Annotated in this window: 25 protein-coding genes; 7 read left to right on the plus strand and 18 right to left on the minus strand. The window is 72.5% G+C overall.

Features of this window, described 5'->3' with window-relative positions:
• Positions 1–9: 9 nt before the first annotated feature.
• Positions 10–267 carry a hypothetical protein gene (locus BT341_RS16205; protein ID WP_072477099.1) on the minus strand — a complete coding sequence of 86 codons (258 nt, stop codon included), beginning with the start codon at positions 265–267 and terminating at the stop codon, positions 10–12.
• A gap of 93 nt (positions 268–360) precedes the next feature.
• Entirely contained in the window at positions 361–861 is a 501-nt protein-coding gene (locus tag BT341_RS16210) for an Lrp/AsnC family transcriptional regulator (RefSeq protein ID WP_072481985.1), read from the minus strand.
• Positions 862–941: 80 nt separating this feature from the next.
• Here BT341_RS16210 and BT341_RS16215 point away from each other — a divergent pair, with 80 nt between their 5' ends.
• Positions 942–1,961 (plus strand): Glu/Leu/Phe/Val dehydrogenase dimerization domain-containing protein, encoded by a 1,020-nt coding sequence (locus tag BT341_RS16215; protein WP_072477100.1) that lies wholly within the window; start codon positions 942–944, stop codon positions 1,959–1,961.
• Positions 1,962–2,000: 39 nt separating this feature from the next.
• Here the strand turns inward: BT341_RS16215 and BT341_RS16220 are convergent, their stop codons facing one another.
• A complete protein-coding gene (locus BT341_RS16220) occupies positions 2,001–2,819 on the minus strand; it encodes a PHP domain-containing protein (RefSeq protein ID WP_072477101.1) in 819 nt (272 codons plus the stop codon).
• A 70-nt stretch (positions 2,820–2,889) separates the two neighbouring features.
• Here BT341_RS16220 and BT341_RS16225 point away from each other — a divergent pair, with 70 nt between their 5' ends.
• Positions 2,890–5,628 (plus strand): FAD-binding and (Fe-S)-binding domain-containing protein, encoded by a 2,739-nt coding sequence (locus BT341_RS16225; RefSeq protein ID WP_072477102.1) that lies wholly within the window; start codon positions 2,890–2,892, stop codon positions 5,626–5,628.
• A gap of 160 nt (positions 5,629–5,788) precedes the next feature.
• Here the strand turns inward: BT341_RS16225 and BT341_RS16230 are convergent, their stop codons facing one another.
• The 4 genes from BT341_RS16230 to BT341_RS16245 are packed head-to-tail and all read right to left on the minus strand — an operon-like array spanning position 5,789 to position 8,323.
• Positions 5,789–6,352: a TetR/AcrR family transcriptional regulator gene (locus BT341_RS16230; protein WP_072477103.1), complete on the minus strand. Its 564-nt coding sequence runs from the start codon at positions 6,350–6,352 to the stop codon at positions 5,789–5,791.
• Between the two features lie 42 nt (positions 6,353–6,394).
• The gene (locus BT341_RS16235) at positions 6,395–6,592 is read right to left on the minus strand and encodes a ferredoxin (RefSeq protein ID WP_072477104.1); all 198 of its coding nucleotides are present in this window, start codon (positions 6,590–6,592) and stop codon (positions 6,395–6,397) included.
• A gap of 10 nt (positions 6,593–6,602) precedes the next feature.
• Positions 6,603–7,817: a cytochrome P450 gene (locus tag BT341_RS16240; protein ID WP_072477105.1), complete on the minus strand. Its 1,215-nt coding sequence runs from the start codon at positions 7,815–7,817 to the stop codon at positions 6,603–6,605.
• Positions 7,814–8,323, minus strand: coding sequence for a PadR family transcriptional regulator (locus BT341_RS16245; protein WP_072477106.1), 510 nt, complete (start codon positions 8,321–8,323; stop codon positions 7,814–7,816). The genes BT341_RS16240 and BT341_RS16245 overlap by 4 nt, the downstream gene beginning before the upstream one ends.
• A gap of 116 nt (positions 8,324–8,439) precedes the next feature.
• Between BT341_RS16245 and BT341_RS16250 the strand changes: the two genes are divergently transcribed.
• On the plus strand, positions 8,440–9,630 hold the full coding sequence (locus BT341_RS16250; RefSeq protein ID WP_072477107.1) for a cytochrome P450: 1,191 nt from the start codon (positions 8,440–8,442) through the stop codon (positions 9,628–9,630).
• Positions 9,624–9,848, plus strand: coding sequence for a ferredoxin (locus tag BT341_RS16255; protein WP_072477108.1), 225 nt, complete (start codon positions 9,624–9,626; stop codon positions 9,846–9,848). The genes BT341_RS16250 and BT341_RS16255 overlap by 7 nt, the downstream gene beginning before the upstream one ends.
• On the opposite strand, the gene mtnA is transcribed toward BT341_RS16255, so the two are convergent.
• Positions 9,845–10,810, minus strand: a complete 966-nt coding sequence (gene mtnA, locus BT341_RS16260; RefSeq protein ID WP_072477109.1) for an S-methyl-5-thioribose-1-phosphate isomerase — start codon at positions 10,808–10,810, stop codon at positions 9,845–9,847. The genes BT341_RS16255 and mtnA overlap by 4 nt on opposite strands.
• 47 nt (positions 10,811–10,857) lie before the next feature.
• On the opposite strand from mtnA, the gene BT341_RS16265 reads away from it, so the two are divergent.
• Positions 10,858–11,256 carry a RidA family protein gene (locus BT341_RS16265; RefSeq protein ID WP_072477110.1) on the plus strand — a complete coding sequence of 133 codons (399 nt, stop codon included), beginning with the start codon at positions 10,858–10,860 and terminating at the stop codon, positions 11,254–11,256.
• Between the two features lie 269 nt (positions 11,257–11,525).
• Here BT341_RS16265 and BT341_RS16270 read toward each other — a convergent pair whose 3' ends face one another.
• The 6 genes from BT341_RS16270 to BT341_RS44300 form a co-directional block, all read right to left on the minus strand.
• Complete coding sequence (locus BT341_RS16270; RefSeq protein ID WP_072477111.1) at positions 11,526–12,320, minus strand: PIG-L family deacetylase; 795 nt, start codon at positions 12,318–12,320, stop codon at positions 11,526–11,528.
• Positions 12,321–12,468: 148 nt separating this feature from the next.
• Entirely contained in the window at positions 12,469–13,260 is a 792-nt protein-coding gene (locus BT341_RS16275) for an Fpg/Nei family DNA glycosylase (protein ID WP_072477112.1), read from the minus strand.
• Between the two features lie 37 nt (positions 13,261–13,297).
• The gene (locus BT341_RS16280; protein WP_072477113.1) at positions 13,298–13,927 is read right to left on the minus strand and encodes a VOC family protein; all 630 of its coding nucleotides are present in this window, start codon (positions 13,925–13,927) and stop codon (positions 13,298–13,300) included.
• A 108-nt stretch (positions 13,928–14,035) separates the two neighbouring features.
• The gene (locus BT341_RS16285; RefSeq protein ID WP_072477114.1) at positions 14,036–14,497 is read right to left on the minus strand and encodes a phage tail protein; all 462 of its coding nucleotides are present in this window, start codon (positions 14,495–14,497) and stop codon (positions 14,036–14,038) included.
• Positions 14,498–14,608: 111 nt separating this feature from the next.
• Entirely contained in the window at positions 14,609–15,283 is a 675-nt protein-coding gene (locus tag BT341_RS16290) for a dienelactone hydrolase family protein (protein WP_072477115.1), read from the minus strand.
• A complete protein-coding gene (locus tag BT341_RS44300; RefSeq protein ID WP_177328821.1) occupies positions 15,280–15,435 on the minus strand; it encodes a hypothetical protein in 156 nt (51 codons plus the stop codon). The genes BT341_RS16290 and BT341_RS44300 overlap by 4 nt, the downstream gene beginning before the upstream one ends.
• Positions 15,436–15,550: 115 nt before the next feature.
• On the opposite strand from BT341_RS44300, the gene BT341_RS16295 reads away from it, so the two are divergent.
• Positions 15,551–16,903, plus strand: a complete 1,353-nt coding sequence (locus BT341_RS16295; protein ID WP_072477116.1) for a TrpB-like pyridoxal phosphate-dependent enzyme — start codon at positions 15,551–15,553, stop codon at positions 16,901–16,903.
• A gap of 152 nt (positions 16,904–17,055) precedes the next feature.
• Here the strand turns inward: BT341_RS16295 and BT341_RS16300 are convergent, their stop codons facing one another.
• Positions 17,056–18,330: a diguanylate cyclase gene (locus BT341_RS16300; protein WP_072477117.1), complete on the minus strand. Its 1,275-nt coding sequence runs from the start codon at positions 18,328–18,330 to the stop codon at positions 17,056–17,058.
• A 208-nt stretch (positions 18,331–18,538) separates the two neighbouring features.
• On the opposite strand from BT341_RS16300, the gene BT341_RS16305 reads away from it, so the two are divergent.
• Positions 18,539–18,823: a hypothetical protein gene (locus BT341_RS16305; protein ID WP_072477118.1), complete on the plus strand. Its 285-nt coding sequence runs from the start codon at positions 18,539–18,541 to the stop codon at positions 18,821–18,823.
• A gap of 29 nt (positions 18,824–18,852) precedes the next feature.
• On the opposite strand, the gene BT341_RS16310 is transcribed toward BT341_RS16305, so the two are convergent.
• The 3 genes from BT341_RS16310 to araD form a co-directional block, all read right to left on the minus strand.
• Entirely contained in the window at positions 18,853–20,052 is a 1,200-nt protein-coding gene (locus BT341_RS16310; RefSeq protein ID WP_072481986.1) for an MFS transporter, read from the minus strand.
• A gap of 43 nt (positions 20,053–20,095) precedes the next feature.
• Complete coding sequence (locus BT341_RS16315) at positions 20,096–21,883, minus strand: VanW family protein (RefSeq protein ID WP_072477119.1); 1,788 nt, start codon at positions 21,881–21,883, stop codon at positions 20,096–20,098.
• Positions 21,884–22,163: 280 nt separating this feature from the next.
• Positions 22,164–23,876, minus strand: coding sequence for an L-arabinonate dehydratase (araD, locus tag BT341_RS16320; RefSeq protein ID WP_072477120.1), 1,713 nt, complete (start codon positions 23,874–23,876; stop codon positions 22,164–22,166).
• Positions 23,877–23,924: the final 48 nt, after the last annotated feature.

The following is a 23,924-nucleotide window of genomic DNA, read 5'->3' on the forward strand; positions in this document are numbered from 1 at the left end:
GCAACGCAATTACGCGGCGAGGGCGAACTCCGGGTCCAGCGCGCGGACGCCGGCCTCGGTCAGCAGGGCGGGCACGCGCTCGCCGCACTTGCCGGGGCGGGCCGGTGCGATCAGGCCCAGCCGCGCGAGCCGGTGCACGGTGGACTGGTCGCAGCAGCTCAGGCCGTCGATGAACAGGTCGGGCTCGCAGCTGCAGCTGATCTCGGCGTGGCCGCCGGCCACGGCTCTCAACGTGGCCCGCTCACGGTGGTTCAGTTCCGTTGTCATGGCGGCGCCTCCTTCCCGTCGTGCTCATTAGACCGCCCGCCACCGACATTTTCCGCCTTTGAGCGTGCGAACCCGGGTATTTCAGGGGAACACTTAGGGGTGGCGTGTCGTCCCCGCCCGGGTGACCTCCGGATACCCCTGGACCAGCGGTTCAAGCGTCGTCTTGCGCAGGTGCCGGAAAACGATCGACGTCCGGAAGCCGACGATCTCCCGGCGCAACGCCAGCCGGTCGGTGAGGAAAGCGTGCAACGCGTCGATGTCCGGCGTGGTCACTTCGATCAGGAAATCGTCACTCCCCGCGGTCACGTACACCGAAAGCACTTCCGGCAGCTCGGCGATCGAACGCTGGAAGGAGTCGATGACCGCCCGGCTCAACGGCCGCACCTGCGCCGTGACGAGCGCGCGGACGCCGCGGTTGAGGCTCGCCAGGTCGATGTCCGCGTGGTAGCCGCGGATCACGCCGCGTTCGCGCAGCAGCCGGATGCGCTCGAGGCACGTCGAGGGCGCGATGCCGACCTTCCGGGCGATCTCGCGGTTGGTCTGCCGCGCGTCTTCCTGCAGGTGCCGCACGATCGCCGAATCAAGTTCGTCCAGCCCGGCCATGGTTCCTCCGCTCCCGAATTTCGTTCGCCGGATTGCCGCAGCGTCCGTCGATCACTCTAACTTCGGCGTCCATGACCGCACATGAGAAGCTCGTTGCCCGCCGCGGCCGCCGATCCGGGATCACGACGATGATCGCGATCCACTCCACCGTGCTCGGCCCGGCCGTCGGCGGCTGCCGCTTCAAGCCCTATCCCACGCTCACCCAGGCCGTCGACGACGTCCTGCGGCTCTCGGCGGCCATGACGGCGAAGTGCGCCGTCGCCGGGCTGGCCTTCGGCGGTGGCAAGAGCGTCATCGCGCCGGAGCCGGGCCGCGTGCTCTCGCCCGACGAGCGGCACGCGGTCCTGCTCGACCACGCCGACCTGATCGCCGAGTTCGGCGGCAGCTACCGCGCGGGCCCGGACGTCGGCACCGGCCCGGCCGACATGCTGGTGCTCCGCGAAGCCTCGCCGTACGCCTTCTGCACGCCGGAGTCGGCCGGCGGAACCGGTTCCTCCAGCGGCCCGACCGCGGTCGGCGTGCTCGCGGCCCTCCGCGCGGCGGCCGGCTCGGCGGACATGACGGGCCGCCGGGTGGTGATCAGCGGGTACGGCTCGGTGGGCGCGCACCTCGCGGCGAGCCTGCGCGCGGCCGGCGCCGACGTCGTCGTCTCCGACATCGACCCGGCCAAGCGGGCCGAGGCCGAGGAAGGCGGCCTGACCTGGACAGAGCCGGAGAAAGCGCTCACCCTGACCGCGGACGTGGTGATCCCGGCGGCGGTCGGCGGGGTGCTCAGCCCCGAGACGGTGGCCCGGCTCGACACCCCGCTGGTGGTCGGGCCGGCCAACAACCAGCTGACCGACGACAGCGTCGCCGACGACCTGGCCGCCCGGGGCATCCTGTGGATCCCGGACTACGTGGCGAGCGCGGGCGGCATTCTGTACACCCTTTCGCGTGAAGCCGAAGGTCTTGGCCACGAAGCCGCGCTGGCCCGCGTCGAGACGATCGAGGACACCGTCCGGACGGTCCTGGCTGCCGCGAAGGCCCACGCCACCACGCCACTGGCGGAGGCGGCCGCACTGGCCGAGCGCCGGCTTCGCGAAGGGCGGTGATCGCCCCATGCACGGACGCTTGGTCCGTGCATGGGGCAATCACGCCTTCCCGGCAGCTTCGCGCAGCGCCGCCAGCACCTCGGGGGCCGTCGTGCAGTCGCCGAGGCGGACCGGCTTCCGGGCGCCGTGGAAGTCGCTCGACCCCGTCGTGAGCAATCCCAGCTCCGCGGCCACCCCGCGCAGCCGTTCCCGGACCTCCGGCGGCTGCTCGGGGTGGCCGGCCTCGACACCCGCCAGCCCGGCCGCCGCCAGCCGGGCCAGCTGCGTGTCGGTGACCGAGGCCCGGCGCTTCACCGACCGCGGGTGGGCCAGCACCGCCACGCCTCCCGCCGCGCGGACCAGCGCGATCGCGTCGACCGTGGCCAGCACGTGCTTCGGCACGTCGGCGCGGCCGCCGTCGGCCAGCCAGTCCGCCGTGAACGCGTCGGTGACCACTCCCGCGGCCACCAGCGCCGCCGCGATGTGCGGGCGGCCGAGGGGTGCGCCGCCGGCGATCGTGCGGACCTGCGCGAGGGTGATCGGTGCGCCCAGCTCGCGGCAGCGCTCGACCATCCGCACCCCGCGCCGCTCGCGGTCGTCGCGGATCAGCGCCAGCCCGGCGGCCAGCGGAGCGTGGCCGGGGTCGACGAAGTAGCCGAGCAGGTGCACCTCCGCGTCGTCGAGGCGGCACGAGATCTCGACCCCCGGCACCAGTTCGACGCCGGTGGCCGCGCGCGACGCCGCTTCGAGGCCCGCCACCGTGTCGTGGTCGGTCAGCGCGACCACCGTCAGCCCCGCCTCGGCGGCCAGCCGCGGCAGCCGCTCCGGCGGTGTGGTGCCGTCCGAGGCCGTGCTGTGGGCGTGCAGGTCGATCGTCATGCGACGGATCGTCGCACGAACTCGCGCGGCCGGACGGCGCCGCCGGCCGCGCGTCGACTTGAATGGGGGCGTGGAGATCCTCACCGACGCCGCCACGCTCGCCCTGTACACCACCGACGCGTCCAACTACCGCCACGTGCCCCGCGGCGTGGTGCTGCCGGAGACCGTCGACGACGTCGTCGCCGCCGTCGCCGAGGCCCGCGCCCGCGACCTGCCGGTGATCGCGCGCGGTGGCGGCACGAGCGTCGCCGGGAACGCGTGCGGGCCCGGGCTGGTCATCGACACCTCCCGCCACCTCGGCGGGGTGCTGTCGCTGGACCCGGCCACGCGGCTCGCCCGGGTGCGGCCCGGCACGGTGCTGGACGACCTGCAGGCGGCCGCAGCGCCGCACGGGCTGCGGTTCGGCCCGGACCCGTCGACGCACAGCCGCTGCACCCTCGGCGGCATGATCGGCAACAACGCGTGCGGCTCGCACTCGGTGGCGTGGGGCCGGACGGTCGACGCCGTCCGGTCGCTGGAAGTGCTGCTCTACGACGGCACGCGGCTGCGGGTCGGGCGGGACGAGCCCACCGAGGGGCCGATCTTCGACGAATTGCGCGCGCTGGTGCGCGACAACCTCGCGTTGCTGCGCAAGGAGCTGTCGACGTGGCCGCGCCGCGTCTCCGGCTACGGCCTCGAGCACCTGCTGCCGGAGAACGGGTTCGACGTCGCCAAGGCGCTCGTCGGCAGCGAAGGCACGTGCGTGACGATCCTCGAAGCGACCGTCTCGCTCGCCCGGCTCCCGGACCGCAAGGTGCTCGCCGTGCTCGGCTTCCCCTCCGACATCGCCGCCGCCGACGCCGTGCCCGCGATCCTGCCGTGGTCGCCGCTGACCGTCGAGGGCGTCGACGCCGAGCTGGTCGCGATGCTGCCCGGCCGCGCGGGCGACCTGCCGCCGGGCGGGGCCTGGCTGTTCGTCGAGCTGGCCGGGGAAGAGCCGGCCGAGCGGGCCCGCGCGCTGGCCGCGTCGCTCGATCTCACCGGCTTCGCGATCCTCGACGATCCGGCCGCGCAGCGCCGCCTGTGGCGGATCCGCGAGGAAGGCGCCGGGCTCGCGACGCGGCTCGCCGACGGCTCGGAGGCGTGGCCCGGCTGGGAGGACGCCGCCGTCCCGCCCGAACGGCTCGGCGCGTACCTGCGGGAGTTCAAGGAGCTGATGCGGGCGCACGGGCGGCGCAGCGTGGTCTACGGCCACTACGGCGAAGGCTGCCTGCACCTGCGGCTGGACTTCGACCTGCTGTCGCCGGACGGGATCGCCGCGTTCCGGCGGTTCCTGGAGGAGGCGGCGGACCTCGTCGCGGCGCACGGCGGATCGCTGTCGGGCGAGCACGGGGACGGCCAGGCGCGGTCCGAGCTGCTGTCCCGGATGTACAGCCCCGGAATGCTGGACGTCTTCGCGCGGTTCAAGGGGATCTTCGACCCGGCCGGGCGGATGAACCCCGGCATCCTCGTCGCGCCGCGGCCGGTCGACGCCGACCTGCGGGTGCGGCGCGCGCCTCTGTCCATAGCGGACGTGACCGTGCTCGGCTACCCGGAGGACCGCGGCAGCTTCGGCCAGGCGATGCGGCGCTGCGTCGGCGTGGGCAAGTGCCGGAACACCAGCGGCGGTGGCGTGATGTGCCCGAGCTACCGGGCCACGCGCGAGGAGAAGCACTCGACGCGCGGCCGGGCGCACCTGCTCGCGGAAATGATCAACGGCGAGGTGATCACGGACGGCTGGCGCTCGCCGGAAGTCCGCGAGGCGCTCGACCTGTGCCTGTCCTGCAAGGGCTGCCTGTCCGACTGCCCGGTCGACGTCGACATGGCGACGTACAAGGCGGAGTTCCTGCACCAGCACTACCGGCGGCGGCTGCGGCCGGCGTCGCACTATTCGATGGGCTGGCTGCCGCTGTGGCTCCGGCTGAGCGCGCGCCTGCCGGAACTGGCGAACGCGGCCGGGCGGTCTCCGCTGGTTTCCCGGGTGCTGAAGCGGCTCGGCGGCATCGCGCGGGAGCGTGCCCTGCCGTCGTTCGCGCCGTCGCCGTTCACGAAGTCACGCGCGGATCTGCGCCGCCGGGCTTCGGGGGAGCGGAAGGTCCTGCTGTGGCCCGACTCCTTCAACAACTACCTGACCCCCGCCGTGCTGGAGGCGGCGTACGACGTGCTGACCGCGGCGGGCTACGACGTCGTGCTGCCGGACCGCGGAGTCTGCTGTGGACTGACGTGGGTGTCGACCGGCCAGCTCGGCGTCGCGCGTCGGGTCCTGAACCGGACGCTGGACGTCCTGGCGCCGTACCTGGACGAAGGGTACGAGGTAGCCGGGCTGGAACCGAGCTGCACGGCGCTGTTCCGCGGCGACCTGCCGGCGCTCCTGCCCGGCGACGCGCGGGCGGAGCTGCTGAAATCCCGGACGTTCACGTTCGCGGAACTGCTGGCGCGGGCCCCGGTGCCGTTCGCGGCACTGGACGTCGACGCGATCACGCAGGTGCACTGCCACCAGCACGCGGTGCTGGGCTTCGGCGCCGACGAGTCGGCGCTCGCCGCGGCCGGCGTGCGCAACACGACGCTGGACTCCGGCTGCTGCGGCCTGGCGGGCAACTTCGGCTTCGAACGCGGCCACTACGACGTCTCGAGGGCGGTGGCGGAGGACCGCATGCTCCCGGCGATCCGCGCGGCCTCCCCGGACACGGTGGTCGTGTCCGACGGCTTCAGCTGCCGGACGCAGATCGAGCAGGAATCGGGCCGCCGCCCGCTGCACCTGGCCGAGCTACTGCGGCGCGCGCTGCCCTGAACCGGCGCCTACCAAACCGGTGGTGCGCAGCGACGTTTTCGCGTCGTGCCGCCACGAATTGCGCCCGGTCCGCCGGCGCCGGCACGGTCAGCAACGTCTCGCGGGTCGCCGCGGGCGGGAAGGACACCATGATCTCGACGGTAGGGCGGCCGTCCACCGGTTATTCGCTGCGCTCCAGGAGCGTCCGGACCGCCGGGAGCACGAGCCGGGCGATGTCGCCGGGGTCGGCGCCGGCCAGCGGTTGCTTGCCGGAGACCTCGCGCACCAGCGCGATGCCCATCAGCCAGGCCAGCGCGAGGTCGGCGCGCAGCTCGGCGTCCGGGGCGTCGGTCAGCGTGGCCAGCGCCCGCGCGTACTCGTCGCCGATCTCCTGCCGGATCGCCGCCGCGACGCCGTCACTGCCCGACGAGCGCAAGTACGTCTCCAACGTCCGGTTCCGCGCGCCCTCGGGGGCCAGCATGCTGCGCAGGGAAGCGCTGAAGAACCGTTCGGGCGGGGTGGTGGCCAGCTGCTCGCGTCCGTTGCGCGCGATGACGGCTTCGAACAGCGCCTCCTTGCTGCCGAAGTAGCGGAACAACAGCGCCTGGTTGACCCCGGCGCCGCCGGCGATGTCCCGCACGGTCGTCCGGTCGAACCCGCGCTCGGCGAACAGCTTCGCGGCGGCGTCCAGCAACGCCTGCTGCGTCGCGGCCGCGTCCCGCCTCCGGCCGGCCTGTTCCGTCATCGCAGCAGGCTAACCCGGCAAACGGGACGCGGCGCGGCAGCCCTACGCGCCGGAAACGCGGATGGCGGCGGCCGGGCAGGTCAGCTCGGCCTGCCGGACCGCGTCCGCCTCGGCTCCGGCAGGCTCTTCCGCGAGGAGGACGACCGTGCCGTCGTCCTCGTCCTGGTCGAACGTGCCCGGCGCGAGCAGCACGCACTGTCCGGACGAGACACAGCTCGCCGTGTCCACCGTGACCTTCATCGGTTCCTCCTCACCAGGTCACCGGAACGGCGTCGACCCCGCCGGCGACGCGGTTGACGCGGACCGGGATCTCGTCGACGGCCGCCGCGAGCCGCAGCCCGGGGAAGCGGCGGAACAGGGCCGGGAACACCGTGCGCAGCTCGGTTCGGGCCAGGTTGGCGCCGATGCAGACGTGGGCGCCGGTGCCGAAGGCGAGGTGGACGTTCGGCGTGCGGCCGGGGTCGAACTCGTCGGGGTCGTCGAACACCGACGCGTCGCGGTTGGCAGCGTCGCTGGAAATCAGCACCGCGTCGCCACGCCGGATCTTCGTCCCGGCGATCTCGACGTCTTCGCGGGCGTACCGCAGCAGGCCGGTCCCGCTGGTCGCCGTCATCCGGAGGATCTCCTCGACCGTCTGGTTCACCTCGCCGCCGGGGTCGGCGGCGAAGCGGTCGCGGCGGGTTTCGTCGGCGAGCAGGAACAGCGTGCCCATCGCGATGCGCGTCGATGTCGTCTCGTGCCCGGCGAACAGCAGGCCGGCGCCCATCCGGGCGAGGTCATCGTCGGTGAACGCCGGGTCCTCGGCCTGGGCGGCGACCATGTCGGAAATGACGTCGGGCTGCGGGTCCGCGCGCTTCGCTTCGGCCAGCTTCGTCATGTAGGCCTTGAACTCGGTCATGGCCTGCTGCGCGTCTTCGCCGCCGTCCATCCTCGCGATCCGTTCGGACAGGCCGCGGAAGTGCGCGCGGTCGGCGTAGGGCACGCCGAGCAGCTCGCAGATCACCAGGACCGGCAGCGGGAACGCGAGGAACTCGGTGAGGTCGACCGGTTCACCGGGACGGGCGTCGCGGGCGGCCTGCATGTCGTCGAGGCAGCGGGCGGTCAGCTCCGCGATCCGGTCGCCGAGGGCGCGCATGCGCGGGGCGGAGAACGCGGGCGCCAGCATCTTGCGCATCCGCTTGTGTTCCCGCTCTTCGGTGTCGAAGTCGCCGCTCGGGCCGTCCTGCACCGCGGCGTGGGAAATCCGCGACGCCTCCTCCGGCGCCGGGTGCGAGCGGCCGAAACGCTTGTCGCGGAACACTTCCTTGGCCTCTTCGTACGACGTCACCAGCCACGCCGGATCGCCGGCGGGCGTGACGACCCGGCTGATCGGCGCCCGGCGGCGGAGCGCTTCGTACTCCGGGGCGATGGCGAGCGCGTTCGCCCGGGTGAAGGGGAGGCGAGGCGTCGCTTCGGTGGTGGTCATGCGTCTCTCCTGGGTTCGGTTTCCAGCTCGGCGAGCCAGCGGAGCTCGGCGTCGAACTTCCCGAGCACGTGGCGCAGCGCCGCGCGGCTCCACGGGTCGGCCTGCCCGGCGGCGAGCGCGGTGAGCCGGGCGTGCTCGGCGGTCAGTGCCTGCTTGCGGACGCCGAGCACCCGGGCGCGTTCGGCCTGGTTCAGCCAGCCGAAGTTCCCGACGCGGGCCAGGAACTCCTCCTGGCTGAGCGCCAGCTCGCCGGGGAAGTCGGCGAGCATGTCGTGCAGCAGTTCCCGGCCGACGTCGGTGATCGTGTAGACGTGCCGCGGCGGCTTGGCTTCCTGTTCCTCCGCGCTGCGGCTCACCGCGCCCGCGTCGACGAAGCGCCGCAGCGTCGGGTAGAGCGAGTTGTTCGACAAGGTGTGGCCCGTCGACGCCTCCACGGCCTTGCGCAGTTCGTACCCGTGCATCGGTTCGCCGGCGAGCTTCGCCAGCAGGAGGATGTCGATCCACACCTAGGTCACCGTAACCTAGGTTTCGGTGACCTGGCAATGGCTCAGGGTGACATGCGGAAGGAAAATTTCCGCTACAGTTGTAAGCGTCTGCTTACAGCCGGAGCACGGGGGTCCGCATGACAGTCACCCACACCGAGCCGCTCGCGTACCCGTTCAACGAGGAGGCGGGCCTCGACCTCAACGAGGCCTACGCGGCGGCCCGCGAAGCCGAGGGCATGGTCCGGGTCAAGATGACCTACGGCGAACCGGCGTGGCTGGCCACCCGGTACGCCGACGCCCGGCTGGTGCTCGGCGACCGCCGGTTCTCCCGTGCGATGGAGAAGGAGAAGGACGCGCCGCGCCGCTCGCCCGTGGTGCGCGAGGGCGGCATCCTGCAGATGGACCCGCCGGACCACACACGGCTGCGGACGCTGGTGGCGAAGGCGTTCACCATGCGCCGGGTCGAGCTGCTCCGCCCGCGCGTCGCCGCCCTCGCCGCCGGGCTGATCGCCGACATGAAGGCGGCCGGCCCGCCCGCCGACCTGGTCGACGCGTACGCGCTGCCGATCCCGGTCGCGGTGATCTGCGAGCTGCTCGGCGTCCCGGTCGCCGACCGGCCGAAGTTCCGCGTCTGGAGCGACGCCGCGCTCTCCACCAGCGGCCTGACGCCCGAGGAGTTCGAGCGCAACCGCGAAGAGCTGCGCGACTACATGCGCGGCCTGATCGCCGAGCACCGCGCGAACCCCCAGGACGACCTGATGACGGCCCTGATCGAGGCCCGCGACACGCGTGACCGGCTGAGCGAGCTGGAGCTGGTCGACCTGTGCGTCGGCATCCTCGTGGCCGGGCACGAGACGACCGCGAGCCAGATCCCGAACTTCGTCTACGCGCTGCTGGACCAGCCGGGGCAGTGGGAGCGCCTGGTGGCCGACCCGGACCTGATCCCGGCCGCGGTCGAGGAACTGCTGCGGTTCGTCCCGCTCGGCGCGGGGGCGGGCTTCGCGCGTTACGCCACCGAGGACGTCGAGGTGGGCGGGGTGCTGGTGCGCGCGGGCGAGCCGGTGCTGGTGGCGATCGGCGCGGCGAACCGCGACGGGCTGCAGTTCGCCGATGCGGACGAGCTGCGCTTCGACCGCGAGGAGAACCACCACCTGGGCTTCGGCCACGGCGTGCACCACTGCCTCGGCGCGCCGCTCGCGCGGCTGGAGCTGCAGGAGGCGCTGCGCGCGCTCGTCACCGAGATGCCGCGGATCCACCTGGCCGGCGATATCGTGTGGAAGACGCAGATGCTCGTCCGCGGACCGCGGTCGATGCCGATCGGATGGTGACAGTGAGCTGGCACGTGGAAGTCGACGAACACACCTGCATCGGTTCGGGGATGTGCGCCGCGCTGATGCCGGAGGTGTTCGTCCTGGAAGGCGCGGTCGCGCACCCGGTGACGTCCGAAGTGGCGGCGGACGAGACGGTGCTGGACGCGGCCGACTCGTGCCCGGCGATGGCGATCACGGTGACCGACGGCGGCCGCGAGATCGGCCCGCGGCCCTAGGGGACGAAGCGGCCGTGCTCGGTGACCACGGCCGTGACGAGCTCGTACGGGGTGACGTCGAAGGCGGGGTTGAAGACCCGTGAGCCCGGCGGCGTGAGCGGCACCCCGGCGTATTCGGTGAGCTCACGGGCATCGCGCTCCTCGATGGCGATGCCCGTGCCGTCGGCCAGCGTCTTGTCCACAGTGGACGAAGGCGCGACGACGACGAAGGGCACACCGTGGTGCCGGGCGGCGATGGCGAGGCCGTAGGTGCCGATCTTGTTGGCGACGTCGCCGTTGGCGGCGATCCGGTCGGCACCGACGAGAACGCAGTCGACGAGGCCACGCGCCATCGCGGCGGCGGCCGCGCTGTCGGGCTGAACGCGGTGGGGGACGTTCTCCTGGGCGAGTTCCCACGCGGTCAGCCGGGCGCCTTGGAGCAGCGGACGCGTTTCGTCGACGAGGACTTCCTCGACGAGCCCGCGCGCGTGCAGGTGCCAGACGACACCGAGGGCACTGCCCCAGCCGACGGTGGCGAGCCGCCCGGCGTTGCAGTGACTGAGCAGCCGCAACGGCCGGCGCGGGCACTCGGCGAGCACGACCTCGGCGGCGTGCCGCGAGGCGGTCTCGTTGAGCTGTTCGTCCTCGTCGAGGAGAGCGAGAGCTTCGGCGAGGACGGCTTCGGGGCCCTGGCCGAGCTTGCCGAGCGCCCGTTCGACACCCCAGGCGAGGTTGACGGCGGTGGGCCGCGCGTTGGCGATGCGTCCGGCTTCGGCCTCGACGTCGACGTTCTGCCGGGCGGCGAGGGCGACCCCCAGCGCCCCGGCGGCTCCGAGGGCGGGAGCACCCCGGACGGCGAGCCGCTGGATGGCGTCGACGAGCTGGTCGACGGTCCGCAGCCGAAGCAGCCGGAAGTCGCCGGGCAGCGCGGTCTGGTCGATGATGACGACGGCGTCGTCGGCCCAGTCGATGGTCCTGCGCACGTGCCCTCCCCGGGTTTTTCGGTTGCGCACCCCGTGACGATGCGGTGGTGACCATTGAACGGCAGAACCCGCCCGGACTGCACACCCCACCGGGCTACCACCACGTGACCACGACGACAGCGCGCCGCACGGTGTACCTGGCGGGCCAGTGCCCCCTGTCCCCGGCGGGAGAGGTGGTGGCCGGCGGACTGGCCCGCCAGGTCGCCCAGGTGGCGAGCAACACGGCAGCGGCACTGGCAGCGGCGGGAGCAACCCCGGCCGACGTGGTCAGGACGGTGATCTACGTGGTGACAACGGAGCGAGAGACGCTGTCGGAGGTGTGGGCCCAGCTGACGACATCGGAGATCGCCGAGGCATTCACATCGGCGAGCACGTTGCTGGGGGTGGCCCAGCTGGGCTACCCGGGCCAGCTGGTGGAACTGGAGGTGACGGCAGCACTGGACTGAGGGCGCCGCGAAGCGGCTGGTCACCGGAGGCCGCCGCCACGCGGCAGGGCTCGGCGAGCGCCGGGATGGGGAGACTCCGGCGAGTGCGAATCCCCGCGGTCGGGCAGGGCTGCCGCGCAGCGGCGGGCCTGCCCGTGGCCGAGGCGGCGAACGGCAAGAAACCCCGGGCAGACACGACCCCCGCCAACCGGTGCCCGGCCTCCCCATCCCGCGTCCCCGCCCGCCCACACCTCCCCCGGCCCCCCGGCCCCGGAAACCCGAGAGCGACCTCAGAGCCCGACCAGCAAATCGGTCTCGGTGATCCCCGGCCCCTGCCCGGCCCGGATGAACCACTCGGTCCCGAAAGCGAACGCGAACGCGTCGTCGGGCATGGCGAGCATGAACATGTCCTCGGTGATCTGACTCGGATGAGCCCGCATGGCCGCCCGCTTCAAGCCCACATACTGGGACACGTCGACCGCCGCCGTGATCTCGGCTTCCGGCTTGCCGAACTCCACGTTCTCCGGAGGCTTCGGCGCCGCCTCCGCGGGCATCAGGCCCTGCTCGACCGCCGCTTCGAAGCCGCGTTGCATGAACTCGCGGTTGAACGTCGCCTGGAAGACGCGGCTCGTTTCGGCCAGCTCGGCCGCGCGGATGCCGACGCGGTGGACCTGGATGTGGTCCGGGTGGCCGTAGTCGCCGTTGTCGTCGTAGACCGTCAGGACGTCCGCCGACTCTTCGCGCAGGATCGCCGCCAGCTGCTCGGCCGCCTTTTCGACGTCGGCCTGCCAGAAGCACGCCGGGTCGTCGTTCGTCGGCTCGCCCATCATCCCGGAGTCGCGGTAGCCCAGGAACTCGACGCGCGCGACGCCGAGGACCTCCGCGGCCGCGTGCGACTCCTGCACGCGCCGCTCCCACAGTTGTTCGCCCTCGGCGAGAAAGCCCTCGGGAACCTCGCCGACTTCGCCCTTCGTGGCGACGACGAGCACGACGCGGTGCCCCTCCGCGACGGCCTTGGCCATCACACCGGCGGTGCGCAGGCATTCGTCGTCCGGGTGGGCGTGGAAGGTGACCAGAGTTGCCATGTCCGCGACGCTACCGGCTGCCACCGACAAAAACCGCCCGCCAGGGTGCGCGGGCGACGGAACGCGTGGCCGCGCCGGCTCGAAGGGCCGGACCGCCGCCGGACATCGCGGGCCGGCGGACGACGGCAGCGCCGGGCTCGGGGCCGCGTCAGATCTGTTCCGCCGGGCACCACCAGGTCGACCGGCCGCCGACCGTGCCGTGGGTCAACGCCGCGCCGCAGCGCGGGCAGTGGTCGCCGGCGCGGCGGTGGGGGATGATCTCGCCGGTGTGCACGCCGCCGTGCTCGATCGCGGCGCGCAACGCCTTCCGGAGTGCCTTGTGGAGGTTCGCGAGGTCGTCGCCGCTCAGTTCGTTCACCGGCCGGGCCGGGGCGATCGCGGCCTGCCAGAGGGATTCGTCGGCCAGCAGGTTCCCGATCCCGGCCAGCACGGACTGGTCCAGCAGCCGTGCCTTCACCGGCGCCCGGCCGCGGCCGACGCGTTCGCGGAACTCCCGGCGCGAGACCTCGCCGGCGTCCGGGCCGAGCGCGTCGAGATCGGGGTCGAGCCGGACCCGGCTGAGCCGCCGGGTGTCGAACAGCCGCAGCTGTTCGCCGTCGGCGAAGGTGATCCCGAACCGGAACCACTCGGGTTTCTCTTCGCGCTCGCGCGCCCGCCCGGGCGGGCCGCTCCGGCCGCCGAACCGCAGCTGCCCGGCCATTCCCAGGTGCAGGCCGAGGTGGGGGCCGGGCCGCCCGGCCCCGCTTTCCGTTTCGCACCAGAGCGTCTTGCCCCGCCGGTGCGCCCCGGTGAGCCGCCCGCCCCGCAGCGCGGCGGCGATGTCCCCGGGCGCGTGCGGGCGGCACACCCAGTCGTCGTGGTCGTCGACGTCCCGGATCCGGCGGCCGAGCGCGTCGGTGAGGACCTGACGGGCGAGTTCCACTTCGGGCAGTTCGGGCACGCCGCCCAGTCTGCCGACAACCGCGGGCGCCCGCGCGTCAGGCGTCGAGGGACTGCGGCGAGGCGACTTCCCAGGCGAACCCGTCCGGATCGGTGAACGACCCGGCGGAGGTGTGGACGGCGATCCGGTGCGAGCCACTGCCTTCGGGCGAGACGCCGGCCTGCTTGGCGAGCGCCTTGCGCCGGTAGAGGGCGAGCTTGATCGGGCCGGCCCCGGCGTCGAACTCGACGTACATGCGGCCGAAGCTCTTCGCGACGGTGAGCCCGTGGCCGACGTAGAACTTCTTGCTGGCGGCCACGTCGGCGACACCCAGCAGGAGCACGATCGCGTCGAACTCCCGCGTGACCGGGCCGGTGTTCTTCTTCGCGGAGGTGGCGATGGTCCAGACCGCGCCGTCGGGAGCGCGGACGGCCCCGCCGTAGCCCCACATGGACTTCGCGGCGGGCTTGAGCGAGGTGGCCCCGGCTTCGAGGGCGGTGCCGATGAGCGAGTCGACGTCGCCGGGCTGGGCGACGGTGAGGGAGAGCGTGAAGCCACGGAACCCGTCGGACGGCTGATCGGCGGTACGGAAGCGCAGCTCGCTGGTGAGCCCGAAGGCGTCGGTGTAGAAGCGCGCGGCGGCCGCGGTGTCGGCCACTTCGAGGGTGAGGGAGTCGATGTTCGTCATGCCGGTAACGCTAGGTGCGGCGCGGTGACCGGCGCTTCTCGATTCCTGATCGGTCTGCCGGGCGGGCCCGGTCGCGGTACTCACACACCCGCGAACCGATGGACGCGATCAGTACTCGTTCTTGATCACGAAGTAGGAACCCCGGATGGTCCCGGCCAGTTTCGACTTCTGGCGGGCGAACTTGAACGCTCCCAGCTCCGCCGGGACCTCCATCCCGTCGGACAGCTTGAACCCCACCGCCCGCTTGCCCGATTCGGCGAGCGTGTACATCACGTTGACCGACAGGCCGCTCTCGTAGAACACGTACGCCATCCGGATGCCGTCCACCTCGAACTCCGTCGCTTCGAGCGGGCGGGACGCGATGACGATGTCACGCTCTTCCTTGAGGATCCGGTGCACCCAGTCGATCGTCGCGGCGGCTTCGCTCGCCGGCTCGACGGTGAACACGTGGTCGTACTTGTTCTTGAAGTAGCGGGCCTCGTTCGCGCGCAGGCCGGCGAGCGCCGGTGCCACCGGTGACGACTCCAGGCCCACCGTCGACACGGTTTCGAAGTCCACGGCATAGGACATGGCGAATTCCTCCGTCTGCGGGTCGGGCCTCTCGTGGGGAAGGTAGACGACTCGGGCGCGCGGCGCACGGTACCCGGCCGTCCGCAGCTCCAGGGGCGTGCCGCCGCCGGCTCAGCTCGGCAGGGTCCGCCGCAGGAACTCCCTGGTCAGGCCCCAGGCGCGTGCCGCCGCCTGCGGGTGGTGGAACATCGGGGCCACGTTGTTGTGGAACGCGTGCCCCGCCTCCTCCTGGACGTGGATCTCCGCGCCCGGGTGCGCCGCCACCGCGGCTTCGACCACCGCCACGTCCGAGCGCGGGATGTACGGGTCCTGCCCGCCGAAGTGGAACTGGATCGGGCACGTCACCTTCGCCAGGTCCGCGATCCGCGCGGGCACCGTCGAGCCGTAGAACGACACCGCCGTGTCCGGGTCGCCCGCCGCCGCGGCCGCGAACGCCAGCGAACCGCCCAGGCAGAAGCCCAGGACACCGACGCCGCCCGTCACCGCGGGCAGGCCGCGCAGGTGCGCCACCGTCGCCAGGACGTCGGACAGCCCCAGCTCCGGATCGAACGACGAGGCCACCTCCATCGACGCCGCCACGCCCGCCTCGTCGTGCGTCGACGACCAGCCGGGCGCCGTCCGCCGGAACAGCTCCGGCACCCCCACCACGTAACCCGCCGACGCCAGCTCCGCCGCCACCGAGCGCAGATAGTCGTCCAAGCCGAAGATCTCCTGGACCAGCACCAGCCCCGGGCCGCGGCCCGACGGCGGGACCCACAGCGGGAGATCGGTCAGCACGCTGTTCATCGGAAGGTCCTTTCCAGGCAGTCGCCGCCCAGCACCACCGGCAAGCCGCCGGACGCGCGAACCGACGCCACCCAGGTGTACGCCGCCCGCGCGGCCGCGTCGCGGACGCCGTCACCCGGCCGCCACGTGCCGGTGTACCGGCCCGGCGTCACGACCGCCGGCCCTGGTCGGACGGTGCGTCGATCAGGACGAGGTGCGTCACCCGGTCACCGTACTGGCTCCGCGGCCGGAGCCGTCCTAAGTTGGGGTGCCGACCAAGGAGGCGTGATGGCTGAGCAGACCAAGTACATCCTGGACGAAGCCGATCTCCCCACGCAGTGGTACAACGTCATCCCCGACCTGCCCGAGCCGCCACCGCCGCCGCTGCACCCCGGCACCCGCGAGCCCGTCGGCCCGGAGGACCTGGCCCCGCTCTTCCCGCAGGCGCTCATCGCCCAGGAAGTGACGACCGATCGCTATGTCGACATCCCCGAGGAGGTCCGGGAGGTCTACCGGCTCTGGCGGCCGTCGCCGCTGTTCCGGGCGCGGCGGCTGGAGAAGGCGCTCGGCACGCCGGCGCGGATCTACTACAAGTACGAGGGCGTGAGCCCGGTCGGGTCCCACAAGCCGAACACCGCCGTGCCGCAGGCGTTCTACAACGCGGCCGAAGGCGTCACGCGGCTGACCACCGAGACCGGCGCCGGCCAGTGGGGAAGCGCGCTGGCGTTCGCCTGCGCCCAGTACGGGCTCGAGTGCGAGGTCTGGCAGGTGCGGGCCTCCTACGACCAGAAGCCCTACCGCAAGCTGATGATGGAGACGTTCGGCGCGACCGTGCACCCCAGCCCGTCCGAGCTGACCGAGTCCGGCAAGGCCATCCTCGCCGAGCACCCGGACTCGACCGGCAGCCTCGGCATCGCGATCAGCGAGGCGGTCGAGCAGGCGGCGCAGGACCCGAACGCGCGGTACGCCCTGGGCAGCGTGCTCAACCACGTGCTGCTGCACCAGACGGTCATCGGCGAAGAAGCGCTCAAGCAGTTCGAGCTGGCCGGCGACACCCCGGACGTCCTGGTCGGCTGCACCGGTGGCGGCTCCAACTTCGGCGGGCTGGCCTTCCCGTTCCTGCGCGAGAAGCTGGCCGGGCGGATGAACCCGGTGATCCGCGCGGTGGAGCCGGCCGCGTGCCCGTCGCTGACGCGCGGCAAGTACGCCTACGACTTCGGCGACACGGCCGGGCTCACCCCGCTGCTCAAGATGCACACGCTCGGCCACGAGTTCATCCCGGACCCGATCCACGCGGGCGGCCTGCGCTACCACGGGATGTCGCCGCTGATCTCGCACATCTACGAGCTGGGCCTGATCGAAGCGATCGCGATCGGGCAGCAGGAGTGCTTCGCGGCGGGCGTCCGGTTCGCGCGGGCCGAAGGGATCATCCCGGCCCCGGAGCCGACCCACGCGCTGGCGGCGTGCATCCAGGAAGCGTTGCGGTGCAAGGAAACGGGCGAGGAGAAGGTGATCCTCACGGCGCTGTGCGGCCACGCCCACCTGGACCTGCCGGCGTACGGCGCCTACCTCGCGGGAGACATGGTGGACAACGAGCTGTCCGAGGCGACCCTGGAGGAGTCGCTCGCCACCCTGCCGTAGTCCCGAGCGCCCCAAGGCGGCCTTGGGTGCGTCAGACGCACCCAAGGCCGCCTTGGTTGCTCCACCCATGCCCCCGCCACCACCCGCAACGGAGGCGCTTCGCAGTGCCCATTCAACGCACCGAAGGCCACATTGGGGCGCTCTGGGACCGGTCAGAGGGCGTCGGGGATTTCGGGGCGGATGAGTTCGGTGTGCGGGTTCGCCAGGACCACGCGGTCGCGGCCGGCCGCCTTCGCCTCGAACACCGCGTCGTCCGCTGCCTGCAGGAGGATCGTGTACTCCGTCGCCGTCTCCGGGTAGACCGCCGCGCCGATCGAGGCCGTCAGGCCCGTGATCACCTCCGGCTTGCCCGGGCGGATCACCGGGACCGGCACCTCGATCCGGGCGATCGCCGCGCGGATGCGGTCAGCGATGGACACGATCTCCGCGCTCGTCGCGCCCGGGAGCAGGACCACGAACTCGTCGCCGCCGAAGCGGCCCACGTAGTCGCCGCCGCGGACCGCGCCCTGGATCGCCGCCGCGATCGCGCGCAGGACCTCGTCGCCAGCCAGGTGGCCGTTGCCGTCGTCGATCGCCTTGAAGTGGTCCAGGTCGATCATCAGCACGCCCGCCGTCGACGACAGCTCCGCCGCGCGCGCCAGCTCGTTGCGCGCCAGCTGGACCCAGAACTCCGGGGCGAGCAGCGCCGTCTTGGAGTCCGTGCGCGCGGCGGCCTGGAACTGCGGCAGCAGCAGCCCGATGTGCAGCGCGACCGGCGTCACCATCAGCACCGGCAGCAGCCACGGCCGGACCGTCATCACCAGCGCGATCCCGCAGCCGACGCCGACCGCGGCCAGCACGATCAGCACGTCCGACGGGTTGCCGAACGCCTGCCGCGGCGGCTTGCCCGGGTTGCTCATCAGGATCGCGAGGATCACCAGCACGTAGTTGAGCCCGAAGTAGCCGATGCCGGCCGCCAGCAGCGCGGTCATCCCGCCGAACCCGTCCAGGTAGGGCACGTACGGCGCGACGTGCCCGGTCCCGGCGGACAGCACGGACCCGGCGGCCGCGCACGCCAGGATGACCGACGCGGCGGAGAACACTTTCCGGTGAACCACGCCGCGTCGCTTGTAGACCCGCACCCACGAGTGGGCATAGCTCACCGTGATGACCAACGTGGCCAGCGGCGGCGGCAGCAGGAGCAGCCCGGCGAAGATCCAGATCGACTGCAGGTGCATGTGCGGGCGCCCGTCGGCGGCCAGCTCGCGGATCCGCTCGATGCGCTGCGCCGCTTCGAGGTGCACGACCTCGCCGGCCAGGATCAGGCCGCACCACAGCAGCGACTGGGCGGTGACCGGCACCAGCCCGGCGGTGCCGAGGACGACGGCCAGCGCCAGCACGTCGACGACGAGGACGTAGCCGAGCACCGGAGTGGTCAGCTTCCACATCGCCCACGTACGGATACCTGATCGTGGACGTTCTGAGCTGGGCTTTCGCCCTGGGGACCCGGACAATCCCACGAAACGCCCCTCTTCTCAGGACGGAACTCTTCGCGGAAATCGTCACTGTAATCGAATGAACGCGGTGTGTCACTAGGCCGGTCAGGCTACGGTTCGGTCACCCACCGTGCCAATTCGCACACGAACAGGAGAAATCATGTCGCACTTCCTTCCCAGCGCCAACATCGTCCCGTCCCGCCGGCGCGCGCAGCGGCCGACCGACTGGACCCGGCAGCTCCCCACCGACTGGACCCGCGCGATCCCCACCGACTGGACCACGCGGCAGCTGCCGACCGACTGGACCACCCGCGAGCTGCCGACCGACCGGACCGTCCGCCGGATGCCGACCGAGTGGGCCCGCCCCGGCGTCTCGTCACCGCTGCCCGAGTGCCCGACCGACTGGACCCCGCGGCAGATCCCGACCGACTGGACGCGGTCCTGACCAGCGCCCGGTGACCGGCGCCCCGCCGGTCACCGGGAGGCCGGCCGCGCCCGCCGCCACAGCGTCGCCGCGCCGGACGCGGCCACCACGCCGATCGCCCCGGCCCCGGCGACGACGCCGTGCGGCGCGAAGCGTTCGGCCGCGAGCCCGGCCAGCACCACGCCGAGGCCCTGGGACACGCGCAGCGCCGTCAACGCGAAGCCGAACGCCTGCGCGCGCTGAGCATCGGGCGTGAGCTGGACGAACGTCGTGTTCGCGATCAGGTTGTACGAACTGGCCACCCCGGACAGCGTCAGCAGCGCCAACGTGGCCACCAGGTCCGGCCGCAGCGCGCAGCCGAGCAAGGCGGCGCACGCCAGCACGGCCAGCGGGCCGAGCAGCCCGCTCCGCCGATCGGGCGGGATCCGCGACAACGCGGCCATGCCGAGCACGTTCCCCAGCGCGTACGCCCCCAGCAGCAGCCCGACGACCGTCGCGCCCCCGCCGAGTTCGGCGGCGTACGGCGCGGCGATCGCCTCGCCCGCGATGTAGATCCCCGACACGCACCCCAGCGCGACCAGCGCCAGCCGGCGCCGGTCGCCGACCACCACCCGCCAGCCCGCCCGCACGTGCCGCCACCACCGGACGCCCGAAGACTCGCGCGGTGGCCGGGACCGGACGCCCGCGACCAGGAACACCGCCGACACCGCGAAGCTCGCCGCGTCCGCCAGCAGCGCGCCGCCGGTGCCGGCGGCCGCCACGAGCAGCCCGCCGAGCGCGAACCCGGCGACCTGGCCCGCCTGCACGAGCATCATCAGCAGGCCCATTCCCGGCACGAACGTCTCGCCCGGCAGCACCTGCGGCAGCAGCGCGGCGCGCGCGGAGTTCCACACCGGGTTGAACAGCTGGACGCCCACCAGCAGCGCGGCCACCGCGGGCAGCGGGAGACCGGGCCACGCCATCACCGCGACCGCCACCGCCCGCAGGACGTCCGCCAGGACCATCACCGTCCGCGGCGGGTGCCGGTCGGCCAGCCCGGACAGCAGCGGGCCGCCGACGAGGTCCGGCAGGAACGTCAGCGCGTACGTGAGCGCGGCCCAGCCCGGCGAGTTCGTCCGGGCGTAGACCAGGATCGACAGCGCGACCCGCGCGAGCTGGTCACCGGTGACCGAGACGAGCTGGGCGGAGAACAACGCCCGGAACTCGGTCACCGCGAGGACGTCCCGGAACCCCGCCGCGCGCACCGCCATGAGCACTCACGGTACCTCCGCGGACGCGCTCGGTGAACGTCCGTTAGGAGGGGTCGCAGGTGATTTTCGGCTGCGGGTTGTAGCGGACGGTCCGGGTCGAGCGGCTGACCTCGCGGCCGGTGGCGGCGTCCTTGAGCACGCGCGTGTCGGTCGTGGTGAACCCGGGCGCACCGGGGGAGGCGTGGCAGTTCTCCGCCGGGCCCGGCTTGGTCGGCGGATCGGTCGGGTTCGAGCGGCCGCCCGGGATGGACTCGACCGTGTACCGCTTGGTGCCCCACAGCTTCACGGTGATCGACGACGGCGTCCAGATCGTCTGGATGGCGATGCCGGTCGGCGAGTCGTTGGTGAACTTGAGGTCGATGACGCTGGCGCCGTTGGGGCTCTGGAACACCGTCGCCTCGCGCGCGGCGGGGTAGCGGCTGATGTAGTAGCTGTGCTCCTTGTGGCCCGCGTCCTTCATGCCCGCGAAGTAGGCCGCGTTGTACAGCGTCGTCGCGAACTGCGAGATGCCGCCGCCGACCTCGCGCGCCGGGGCGCCGTTCTCGATGACGCCCGCCTCGACGTAGCCCTGCGCCGTGCCGCGCGGGCCGGTGAACCCGTTGAGGCTGAAGGTTTCCCCCGGCTTGACGATGGCGCCGTTCACCTTCTGCGCGACGACGCGGATGTTGGTGCCGGAGTCGGCCGCGAAGCCGCCGGTGGTGAACTCGCCGACGACCTCCTTGACGCCCAGCTGGTTGGCCTGGTCGGTCGTCACCTTCGCCGGGCTGTCCTTGTAGACGGCGGCCACCTCGCGGCCGCCGGTCTGCTTCAGCACGTCCGGCAGCGGCTTGAGGCTCGGGTCCCAGTCGATGGTCCGGCCGTCGGTGGACGGGTCGACCGCCGGCTTGCCGCCCTCGAAGACGATGGTCGCGTCCTTGCCCTCCTTTTCGGTGGACTTCAGCTGCGGCCCGACGGCCTCGACGATCTTGGCGTTGTCGATCTTCGGCGTCAGCCCGCCGCCGTCGGCGGGCTCGAAGCTCAGCGCGGCGGCGATCGCGTCCGGCTTGACCGTGGCGTTCTTGCCTTCGCCCTTCACCACCAGCGGACCGGAGACGGCGGGCCGCGCGAACTGCTCCAGCGCGGCCTGGACGCCTTCGGGCGTGGTGCGGACCGGGGTGCTCGTCACCGGCAGGGTGAGCGTCTCGCCGCGCGCCCACTTCTCGACGACGGTGGCCTTCGCGCCCTCGACGTCGAGCTTCTGCCCGGGCTTCGGCGCGACGGCGACCGGGGTGGTGCCATCGAACTTCACGGTGCCTTCGGCGGGCTCGCGGTCGACCTGGCCGCGCAGCGACTCGAGCGCGGCGGCGAGCTTCGCCTCGTCGGCGTGGCTGACGACGCCGACCTCGCGGCTGGAGAACAGCGACGACAGGCGCGTGAACGGGTTCAGCGGCTGCTCGCCGGCCTGGTCCAGGGTCTGCGGCCAGTCGAGGCGCAGCCCGGCGTTCGCCGGCGGCAGCGTGGCGTGGACGTCGCCGGCGGTGACGGCGAGCGGGCGCGTCAGCCGCGGCTCGATCTGCTCGCGCAGGCGCTGCTCGGCGGCGTCGCGGTCCATGCCGCCGACGTCGACCCCGGCGACGGTCACCCCGCGCGGGACGCTGCCTTGGCTGACCAGCAGGTCGATGCCGTAGACGGCGACGAGCAGGCCGAACACGCCGCCCGCGATCCAGCCGGCCTTGCGGATTGAGCGCTTCGCGGGGCCAGGGCCGCGGCCCGGTTCGGGTTCGGGCCGGACGACGGGCAGGACATCCGTCTGCTCACCGTGTGACTCGGGCCAGCGCGGTTCGTACGGCAACTCTCCACCCCTTCAACGCGGCGCCGGATCGCGCCGGTGACGGGCCCAGCGTACGGGGCACCCGGACAAGCCGTACGACTCGCCCTAACGGGGGATGAACCGGTCACGGAACGGTCAACACAGACAACCTGCGACGCGAGCGGGCTCCGGCCGCAGGCGCCCCAAGGCGGCCTTGGGTGCGTGGGACGCACCGAAGGGCCCCTTGGGTGCGTGGGACGCACCGAAGGGGCCCTTGGGGCGGGTTGGGATTTCGGCGAGAGCGGGTCCCGCGCTGGCGGGCTCAGCGTGCGTCGGGTTCCGGGTTGTGGCCCGCGCGGGCCAGGAAGTCGAAGTCGCATCCTTCGTCCGCCTGTGTGATGTGCTCGCTGTACAACGCGCCGTACCCCCGCTCGTACCGCGGTGCCGGCGCCACCCACGATTCACGGCGCCGGGCCAGCTCCTCGTCGGGCACCTCCAGCCGCAACACGCGCGCGGGGACGTCCAACGTGATGAGATCGCCGTTGCGGACCAGGGCCAGCGGGCCGCCCACGTGGGACTCCGGGGCCACGTGCAGCACGCACGCGCCGTAGCTCGTGCCGCTCATCCGGGCGTCGGAAATCCGGACCATGTCGCGCACCCCGGCGGCCAGCAGGTGCGCCGGGATCGGCAGCATCCCGTACTCCGGCATGCCCGGTCCGCCGAGCGGGCCGGAACCGCGCAGCACCAGCACCGAGTCCGCGGTGATCGACGGGTCGTCGATCCGCTTCTTGAGGTCCGCGTAGTTCTCGAACACCACCGCCGGACCCGTGTGCTTCAGCAGGTGCGGCTCGGCGGCGATGTGCTTGATCACCGCGCCCGACGGCGCCAGGTTGCCGTGCAGCACCGCGACGCCGCCCTCGGCCGCCACCGGGTTTTCCCGCGGCCGGATGACGTCGTCGTTGTGCACCCGCGCGGTCGCGAGGTCGGAGCCGAGCGTGCCGCCCGTGACCGTCGGCCGGTCGAGGTGCAGCAGGTCCGTCAGCCGGGAGAGCAGGCCGGGCAGGCCGCCCGCGTAGTAGAAGTCCTCCATCAGCCAGTCGCCGCCCGGGCGGATGTTCGCCAGCACCGGCACGCGCCGTGCGATCGTGTCGAAGTCCGCGAGCGAGATCGGGATGCCGCTGCGGCCGGCCATCGCGATCAGGTGGATCACGGCGTTCGTCGAGCCGCCGAGGGCGAGCACGGTCGTGATCGCGTCGGCGTAGGCCCGCTTGTCCAGGATCCGCGTGACCGTCAGGTCCTCCCGGACCATGCCGACGATCCGCGCGCCGCTGGCCGCGGCCATCCGGTGGTGGGCCGAGTCGACGGCGGGGATCGACGCCGCACCCGGCAGGGTCATCCCGAGCACCTCGGCGGCCGACGTCATCGTCGACGCCGTCCCCATCGTCATGCAGTGCCCCGGCGAACGCGCCAGCCCGCGCTCCAGTTCGGACAGCTCGGCGTCGCCGATCAGCCCGGCGCGCTTGTCGTCCCAGTACTTCCACATGTCGGTGCCGCTGCCGAGGACCTCATTGCGCCAGTGCCCGCGCAGCATCGGCCCGGCCGGCACGAAGATCGCGGGCAGCCCGGCGCTCGCCGCGCCCATCAGCAACGCCGGTGTCGTCTTGTCGCAGCCGCCCATCAGGACGGCGCCGTCGATCGGGTAGGACCGCAGGATCTCCTCGGTCTCCATGGCCAGCAGGTTGCGGTAGAGCATCGGGGTCGGCTTCTGGTAGGTCTCCGACAGCGTGGCCACCGGGAACTCCAGCGGGAACCCGCCGGCCTGCCAGACGCCGCGCTTGACCTGCTCGGCGCGTTCGCGCAGGTGCATGTGGCACGGATTGATGTCCGACCACGTGTTGAGGATGCCGATGACCGGCTTGCCGAGGTGCTCTTCCGGGTTGTAGCCGAGCTGGCGGCTGCGGGCGCGGTGGCTGAAGTTGCGCAGTTCGTCGCCGCCGAACCACCGGTGGCTGCGGAGCTCCTCGGGTTTCTTCATGCGATCCAGTATGGCATCTGATATACGATCCGGCGGTACTGGTTCAAT

Origin of the sequence: Amycolatopsis australiensis (assembly GCF_900119165.1) — a bacterium.
GTDB classification, from domain to species: Bacteria; Actinomycetota; Actinomycetes; order Mycobacteriales; family Pseudonocardiaceae; genus Amycolatopsis; species Amycolatopsis australiensis.